Source organism: Belnapia mucosa, assembly GCF_016775475.1.
GTDB classification, from domain to species: Bacteria; Pseudomonadota; Alphaproteobacteria; order Acetobacterales; family Acetobacteraceae; genus Belnapia; species Belnapia mucosa.
Genome location: NZ_JAEUXJ010000013.1, coordinates 115,386 through 122,856 on the forward strand (window position 1 = coordinate 115,386; position 7,471 = coordinate 122,856).

Below are 7,471 nucleotides of genomic sequence, written 5' to 3' on the forward strand. Positions count from 1 at the left end.
GAACCAGGCTACTCGCGGGCGAAGACCCCGAGCACCGGCCCTGCGACCGCATTCCAGCTTTCGGCGCAGGTCGTGCCGCAGCGGCGCACCCAGCCCGGCAGCACCGCCGAGGCGAACAGGGCGCGGATCGCCGCCCGGCTCGCCGCGCTCTCGCCCACACGCTGCATCCGGCTCGGCTCGGCCGGGCAGCCGGGCTGGCTGGACAGGCAGGCCTCGCCCTCGTCCCGCTGCGCCTCCGCCGCCCGCCACATGCTCTCCTCCAGCCGCCTTGTGCCCTCGCGCAGCGGCCCGCGCACCGCTTCCGGCAGGGCCGCCCAGCGGCCCCCATGGGCAGTGAGGAAGGCCATGGACCAGCCGAGCGGCAGGGTCGAGGCATGGCTGGTGACGCGGGTCAGGCCGACCACGCTGGCCGGCAGCGCCCCGGTCACGGCGCAATCCAGCCCGCCGGCCTCGAACCCCTCCACAGCGCGTTCGAGTTCCAACACCACCGGGACGGCGCCGAGCGCGAGGATCAGGTCCGACTGGTTGACCGAGGCGATGCGGATCCTGCGGCCGGCCAGGTCGAGCAGGCTGGCGAAGGGCTGGGCACAGAACATCACCTGGGGCGGGCGGATGAACACCGCCAGCAGCTCGATCCCGTGGCGCTCCCGCAGCTGGGCGGCGATCCAGGGCCGCCACAGCTCGATGGCGCGGCGCAGGCCGACCTCGTCCTCGGCGAGGAGCGGCAGGTCGGCGACGCCCCATTCCGGCTCGGTGAGGGTGAGCGCGTTGACCTCCAGCGTGCCGAAGGACACCACGCCGTTCCGCATCACCGTCAGCATCTGTTCCGAGGCGAGGCCAAGGCTGCTGCCGATCTGCAGCGCCGCGGCGGCGCGGCCCCCGGTCAGCGCCGGCACCTCCTGCAGCCAGAAGGGCTGTTCGAGGGTGCGGAATTGCCGGGGCCCGAAGAAGCCGCTGATGACGCGGAGATGCAGCGGGTTCTCGGCCGCCGCCGGCAGCGCGAGGGCGAGGCCGAGCGCCAGCGCCGCCAATCGCCGCAATGCCATGCCCCTCCTCTCCGCAATCCGGGCGCGAGTATAACGGGAAGCCTGCACGACCGGCGCAGGAAATCACCAGCCCCTGGCGCCACCCCCGATGACCGCGCGGTTTCGCACCGTGCCGGGCGCCGCAACCTGCTATAGGCGGATCATCGCCCGCTGAGATTTTCTGGCGCGGGTGGCTGAGAGAGACCTGTGCTCCCGCCGACACCATGTCGCAGGAGCGCCCTCATGGCCTTCGCTGATCAGCCGCTTTCCACCTGCGGCAACCGCCTGCTCCAGACCCTGCCGCCCGAGGATCTGGCCCGGATCTGGCCGCGCCTGCAACGGGTCGGGCTTCCCATGCGGCAGGTGCTGCATGAGGTCGGCAAGCCGATCCAGTCGGTCTACTTCCCCGAAAGCGGCTGGGCATCGATACTCGCCTATCTGGAGGATGGCGATGCCGCCGAGGTCGGGCTGATCGGCCGGGAAGGCATGGTCGGGCTGCCGGTCCTGCTGGGTGGCGATCAGGATGACCTCGAGGCCATGGTGCAGGCCCCCGGCACCGCGCTGCGGATGGATGCGGCGGCGTTCCGCGAGGAGCTGGAGCGCCTTCCGGCCTTCCGGACCCTCCTGCTCCGCTACGCGCTCGTCCATCACGGGCAGGTGGCGCGCACGGCGGCCTGCAACGGGCGGCACCAGCTCGATCAGCGCCTCGCCCGCTGGCTGCTGATGGCCCATGACCGGACGGAGGGGGATGTGTTCCCGATGACCCATGAGTTCATGGCGATGATGCTCGGGGTCCGCCGCGCCGGGGTCACCGTCGCGGCCGGGCAGCTCTCGAAGGCAGGTTTCATTCACTACAAAGCGGGGCGCATCGAGGTCGCCGACCGGTCTGGCCTCGAGAGCGCCACCTGCGAGTGCTACGGCGTGGTCCGCCGGGAGTCCGATATCCTGCTCGGTCCGGCAGCGGGGACGAAGGACATCTACCGCCTCTGAGGCTGCCGCCGCCCTTGCCGTCCCGATCGGCCGGGGCCGAACCGGCACCTCGGCATACAGCCGGAGGGGGCCATCGGAGCGAGACGGGACGGGCAGTGGGCCCTGTCTCCGCTTATCGCCGTGGCGCAGCCGGAACCGCGGCCAGCGGACGGTAGTCGGCAGGCCGCTGGAACCGGGCAGGGTCCTGCGGCCCGTAGACGACACGCGTTGCGACATACAGGGTCGATGCGTCGGCGCCGCTGCCCTCGACAAGCCGCAGCGGCACGCCGTCTGCGGTGATGCAGGCACGCCGCGTCTCGTCCGGGCTGTCCTCCTGCGCGTCGATCCGCCACACCGTGCAGGCCTGCCCGGCCACGGTATCGGCGCCTTCCCGGGTCATCCTGGTCTCGGGGCGGACCAGGGTGATGTCCTGGGTCATCACGGCCGCCACCTTGCCCAGGTCGTGATAGGTGCGATCGGCCTCGACCAGCACCACGACGCCGCCGCTGCGGGTATCGATGATATGGACCACGCGGTTGATCAGGCTCCGGCCCTCGGTCCGGATGCGGCCCTGGGACGGAAGCCAGGCCACGGTGTCCACGGTCGGCGGCGTGTCATCGACCTTGTATGTAACCACCACGTCACGGGTCGGCATCGCAGGGGGACGCTCCTGCGCGAGGGCAACGGGCACAACAAGGGCCGTGAAGAAACAGGTTGCGGCTGCCCGGAAGACGGATGACTGCACAGATTCGAACCTTCAGTGACGCCCGATTGTCTTTGGCCGGGGCCGCACGTCAATCGACCACCCTTGGGCTTGTCCAATCCGCACCTGCCGGGTCGCACCCCGGGCAGACGCCTTCCCTCGCGCCGGCATGGCCGCGGCGATCCTCGCCCCGGAGTGATGGACTTTATGGGTCCTCGCGGACCTCACTCCCCATGCGGGTCTGGCTTGGGCAGGAGGTAGAGATGCTGAAGGCGCCCATGCGTGACATTGTTCTGGTGCTGGCGATGATCGCCACCGCCGGGTTTGTCCTCGCGGTGCACAGTTCGGTCCGATGGGGCCTGCCGTGGGACCTGGGCTGACGGCCGCAACGCTGGCGCTCCGTGTGGGGCATCCCAAGGAACTGGAACAAGCGCCAAAAGCGTCGTGGCGTGGCGAGAGGAACCGGAGTCGAACCATCTCTGGCGGCATAGCAATCTGTTTCAGGCCGTCGCCCTTCGCCGACGGCTCCCGAATCCGTTCTCCTCGTCCTTACCCTGCCCCGCCTCACACGAGGTTACCGAGCGGCCTTTCTTCCCGAGCAGCCTTTCTGATACTGAATCGTTCATGTCACGCCGCGTCTCCCCGCCCGTCGAAGAATTCCCGAAGCTGCGCCAGCCTCTCACCGCGGGGGAGCGGACCGTGTTCGAGATGTTCGACCGCCACCTTCCCGTTGAGTGGGAGATTTACGTGCAGCCCCACATGAACGGGCTGCGTCCTGATTTCGTACTGCTCAATCCAAAGGTTGGCATCGGCGTCTTCGAAATAAAAGACTGGGATCTCGACGCAATGAGGTATTCCGTCGAGAAGGACGATGACGGAATGCCTGCCCTCGTGGCGCGGCGCGACGGAAAGCGGTTCAGTCTACAGCGAGAAAATCCTGTTCTAAAGGTAAATTTGTATAAAGACAGCATTTACAAACTATATTGTCCTCGACTCGAACAAAATGACGGATTTGCAGCAATAACCGCAGGCGTGATTTTTCCCTATGCCGACACGCGGCGGGTCAAGGGACTAATGAGGTACTTCCTCTCGAACGAAGAAGCTGAGGAATACGCCAAATATCACCCCATCAGCGGCATGACCGAAGTCCGCTCGTCTAATGTCAGAGCGGTGTTTCCCGAGGCGTTCCGCTCGCGGTCGCGCCTCATGACCGAAGCGCTGGCGGAAGATCTGCGCGGCTGGCTCGTAGAACCAGACTTCGCGAAGATACAGAGGGAACCTCTAATCCTCGATCCCAATCAGAAGAACCTCGTCGCCACCTGGCCGGCTTCTGGCTACAGGCGCATCAAGGGACCGGCGGGATCTGGCAAGTCGGTCGTGCTGGCCGCGCGGGCCGCGCACCGTGCAGACCAGGGTAAGTCCGTCTTGATCGTCACGTTCAACATCACGCTGTGGCACTATCTAAGAGATCTTGTCGTTAGGGGATTGAAAGAATCGCAATCCATCAACTTGATCCAGTTCGACCACTTTCACAGTTTCTGCAGACGGGTGTGCGATGATGCAGGTTTCACGAACCGTTATCAGCACATCTGCAGCAAATATGCGTCCGACAAGAATCACCTGCTCCGCGTCGCTATACCGCGTCTGGCCGAAGAGGCCCTGGAGACCGGCGAGGTAGAGAAGTTTGACACCATTATGGTCGACGAGGGTCAGGATTACGAGCCGAGATGGTGGAACATCCTTCGGAAGGCACTGAAGAAGGAAGGCGGCGAAATGCTGCTTGTCGCGGACGCAACTCAAGACGTCTACGGCACAGGAAAGGCTTGGACCGAAGAGGCCATGCACAACCTGGGCTTCCGCAGCGGTCCCTGGGCGCAATTGAAGACGAGCTATCGCCTTCCCGCCATCGCCAAGAGCTACGCCAGGGACTTTGCTCGACGGTTCCTGCCGCCCCTGACTGCGGACCTACCCGACGAGGAACAAGCCGATCTTGCCTTGGAGAACTGCCGTCTCCGGTGGGTGCAGTGCCCCGAAGAGGAAGGGGTCGAAGCGTGCGTGCGGGAACTCCTGCTGCTGATGCGACAGACCGGAACAAAGGCGCTGGCGAACGCCGACATCACCTACCTGACAGACGACACGAAGTTGGGCGAGGAGGTGATCAGCACTCTGTCGAACAGGAACATCAGGACAGTCAGCACCTTCAACCAGTCGGTCATGGAGCGTCGCCGCGAGAAGATGGGTTTCTACATGGGTGACGCCCGGATCAAGGCGACAACCCTGCACAGCTTCAAGGGGTGGGAGGCCCGTCTGCTCGTTGTCTACGTGAGTGAATTCCGCACCGAAGAGAGTAAGGCGCTTATCTACGCAGCACTGACGCGGCTGAAGCGCAGCCCGGACGGAAGCTGGCTGACCGTGGTGTGCGCTGCGCCGGAACTCGCCGAGTTCGGCAGGACGTGGCCCGACCACCACGAGCGAGGGCATGGCGTGGTCTTGTTCCACACCGTCGCAGAGTAAGGGGCTGGCCCGCCGCGTTTCCCTGCCTGGAGAGTGCAAACCCCAAGCGGGAAACCTTATGTCGTTGGGCAGCGAGCGTTCAACGCAGGTGGACGGGCCTGTCGATCCAGGCCGGCTATAGTCGCTTCTTCACCAGCTGGCCGCGACCGTCGAGCTGGTCGGTCACGCCAGGCATTGCATAGCCGAACGCCCAGACCGTATCATTGCGATACGATGGTGAAAACGGCAATGTCGATGACTAGCTTATCAGAGCTTCGTGTCTGGTGGCATGGAATTGCAGCCCTGCCAGCCGGTCAAAGTGACCGAACGTACTTCGCACTACGCCGCATCTGGGGCGACCACACCATGACGGGCGCCCGTGGGTTTTATCGGTGGTCATCCGAGGACCACATCACTCCTGCCCTGTTTCAAAACTGGGCCTTGTTTCCTGATCTCACCTGGGTCGCGCCGCTTGTCCAAGCCTGCGGTGGTCAGGCGGGCACCGTGACTCAAGCCAGTTGGTCGTATGCGTGTGAGGAACTCCTCGACGCAAAACTCCTGCCGTATCACGGACGGAACTTCATCATAGCTGACGTGCTGATGCATTTCGTCGACGAGAATGGCCCTGGGCTGCTGGCTTTGGAAGTAAAGAAGCCAGGTGCGGCGGCGCAGCCGGCGGATGCCCGTAAGCTTCGGAGTTATTGCGATCTGCCGAGCACGCGGATGATCGGGCGTCGCTACGGGTGTTTCCTGGTCGGAGAGCGGCATGTCGCCGCCACCCTGGAGGCGACCGGACATGAGTGGCACGTCGTCTCCTGGGAGCATCTGCGCGGGCTCCAGGCCGAAGTTGCGAAGGGGCTGGCCATTCCAGAGTTGCTTCGTCAGCGGGTCGTCGCATGGATCTCACGTGCACATGCCAGGTACGGAATCGGAGCACCTGCTTCCGCTCCGATGCCGCTTGCAGGCGCCGAGCTCGCAACAGAAGCGGGTTATGCGGAGATCCGGCCGTTTAACCTTCCGACGAGCGTGGAACGCTTCCTGCTCGGCTCAGAATGTGTTGAAGCGGCAGCCAGCGGGCTCGACCCCGCACCTCCCTACGCCTGGCTCTCCGGCGAGCCGTCGGCTGAGGACGTCCGGAGACGAAAACTGCAGAGTACCGCGGAGCGTCGGATTATCCGCTGGCAGCCCCAGTGGAACCTCAAACAAGAGCCGGTCTGGCCCTAACGCGCATGCGAATGTCCTCCGACGTTGTCGCCGACGCACCGCCGCCCATGCCCATCTGCTGGTACTCAATGGCGAAGCGTATGGGCCGGACTCACGCGGGTGGAATGGTCGCTTTTAAGGGGGCTTAGATCTTGATTTCGTTGCATGGTGCTCCGACGCGAGGCCTCGTCGTAGACGAGCCCTGGATCAGCATGATCCTGTCGGGCACGAAGACGTGGGAGATGCGATCGCGTCCAACCAGCCTGCGCGGTCGGATTGCCCTGATCAGGAAGCGCTCCGGCCTCGTTGTAGGCACTGCCGAACTCGTCGACTGCCTTGCGCCGCTCGACGCAGATGCAATGGCTGCGACGGCCGACAGGCACGGTATCGACCCGGGATGGCAGCCGGACGCCCTGGCGGCTGGATGGGTGATCCCGTGGGTGCTGCGCGACGCGCGCGCGCTCGCTGCGCCCGTGCCCTATCGCCACCCTCTGGGTACCGTCGGATGGGTGGTCCTCGATCAGTCGGTTACCGAGGCGATTGCCGGCCGCGTGCCGCTCCCTTTAGCCGCGGTTGGGACGGCGCGCGACAGACACGCCGACGCGTCAGCCTCGGCAACCTCGGTGGCGGAGGTTGTCAGGCCGGCAGGGCCGCCCGCGCGCCCGCTGCCTGCCATCGGCGCAGGGGAGAGCGGGGTCGTGCGGCTGACGGGCGGGAACATCAGGAACGGTCACGTCTACCTGCGGACGGTCCGATACCTGCTGCCCGACGACGTTATCGGCGGGCCGAACGCGGAGGCGGCGGCTCCCAGCCTCCTGACGGTCACCTTCGAGCCGGGACCGACGATCACCACGGACGTCGCGGGCGACAAGATGATCCTGCGTCAGCGCGGGCCGGTGCGGGAGTTCTTCCGGGCGGCCGGGGCGCGCGAAGGCGAAGACGTTGTCGTACAGCGAACCGGGCCGTATTCGCTCAGGATTGCGCTGCTCCGGGTGGCCCGGTTGTTGATTTGCACTGAGAGCTGACCCAGGAGGGGCCGAAGTTTTCGTCGAGAAATGACCCGTGTCTGTTCACCTCC

6 protein-coding genes are annotated in these 7,471 nt (G+C 65.4%); 4 read left to right on the top strand and 2 right to left on the bottom strand.

Translation table 11 applies throughout. The features are described 5' to 3' along the window. Positions 1–8: 8 nt before the first annotated feature. Positions 9–1,046: a TRAP transporter substrate-binding protein DctP gene (dctP, locus tag JMJ55_RS23615; RefSeq protein ID WP_202828074.1), complete on the bottom strand. Its 1,038-nt coding sequence runs from the start codon at positions 1,044–1,046 to the stop codon at positions 9–11. A gap of 222 nt (positions 1,047–1,268) precedes the next feature. Here dctP and JMJ55_RS23620 point away from each other — a divergent pair, with 222 nt between their 5' ends. Then, entirely contained in the window at positions 1,269–2,015 is a 747-nt protein-coding gene (locus JMJ55_RS23620) for a Crp/Fnr family transcriptional regulator (RefSeq protein WP_202828075.1), read from the top strand. A 112-nt stretch (positions 2,016–2,127) separates the two neighbouring features. Here the strand turns inward: JMJ55_RS23620 and JMJ55_RS23625 are convergent, their stop codons facing one another. Then, a complete protein-coding gene (locus tag JMJ55_RS23625; RefSeq protein WP_202828076.1) occupies positions 2,128–2,649 on the bottom strand; it encodes a hypothetical protein in 522 nt (173 codons plus the stop codon). A 672-nt stretch (positions 2,650–3,321) separates the two neighbouring features. On the opposite strand from JMJ55_RS23625, the gene JMJ55_RS23630 reads away from it, so the two are divergent. The 3 genes from JMJ55_RS23630 to JMJ55_RS23640 all read left to right on the top strand — a co-directional run bounded on the left by JMJ55_RS23630 (position 3,322) and on the right by JMJ55_RS23640 (position 7,418). Then, positions 3,322–5,211, top strand: a complete 1,890-nt coding sequence (locus tag JMJ55_RS23630; RefSeq protein WP_202828077.1) for a UvrD-helicase domain-containing protein — start codon at positions 3,322–3,324, stop codon at positions 5,209–5,211. Between the two features lie 345 nt (positions 5,212–5,556). Next, a complete protein-coding gene (locus JMJ55_RS23635) occupies positions 5,557–6,414 on the top strand; it encodes a hypothetical protein (RefSeq protein WP_202828078.1) in 858 nt (285 codons plus the stop codon). 140 nt (positions 6,415–6,554) lie between these two features. Continuing rightward, positions 6,555–7,418 carry an ASCH domain-containing protein gene (locus tag JMJ55_RS23640; RefSeq protein ID WP_268885395.1) on the top strand — a complete coding sequence of 288 codons (864 nt, stop codon included), beginning with the start codon at positions 6,555–6,557 and terminating at the stop codon, positions 7,416–7,418. Positions 7,419–7,471 lie beyond the last annotated feature (53 nt).

Bases quoted from the DNA above. Each gene is read 5' to 3' on its own strand.
- JMJ55_RS23635 (WP_202828078.1), top strand. From the start codon at position 5,557: ATGACGGGCGCCCGTGGGTTTTATCGGTGGTCATCCGAGGACCACATC.
- JMJ55_RS23625 (WP_202828076.1), bottom strand. From the start codon at position 2,649: ATGCCGACCCGTGACGTGGTGGTTACATACAAGGTCGATGACACGCCG.
- JMJ55_RS23620 (WP_202828075.1), top strand. From the start codon at position 1,269: ATGGCCTTCGCTGATCAGCCGCTTTCCACCTGCGGCAACCGCCTGCTC.
- JMJ55_RS23630 (WP_202828077.1), top strand. From the start codon at position 3,322: ATGTCACGCCGCGTCTCCCCGCCCGTCGAAGAATTCCCGAAGCTGCGC.
- dctP (WP_202828074.1), bottom strand. From the start codon at position 1,046: ATGGCATTGCGGCGATTGGCGGCGCTGGCGCTCGGCCTCGCCCTCGCG.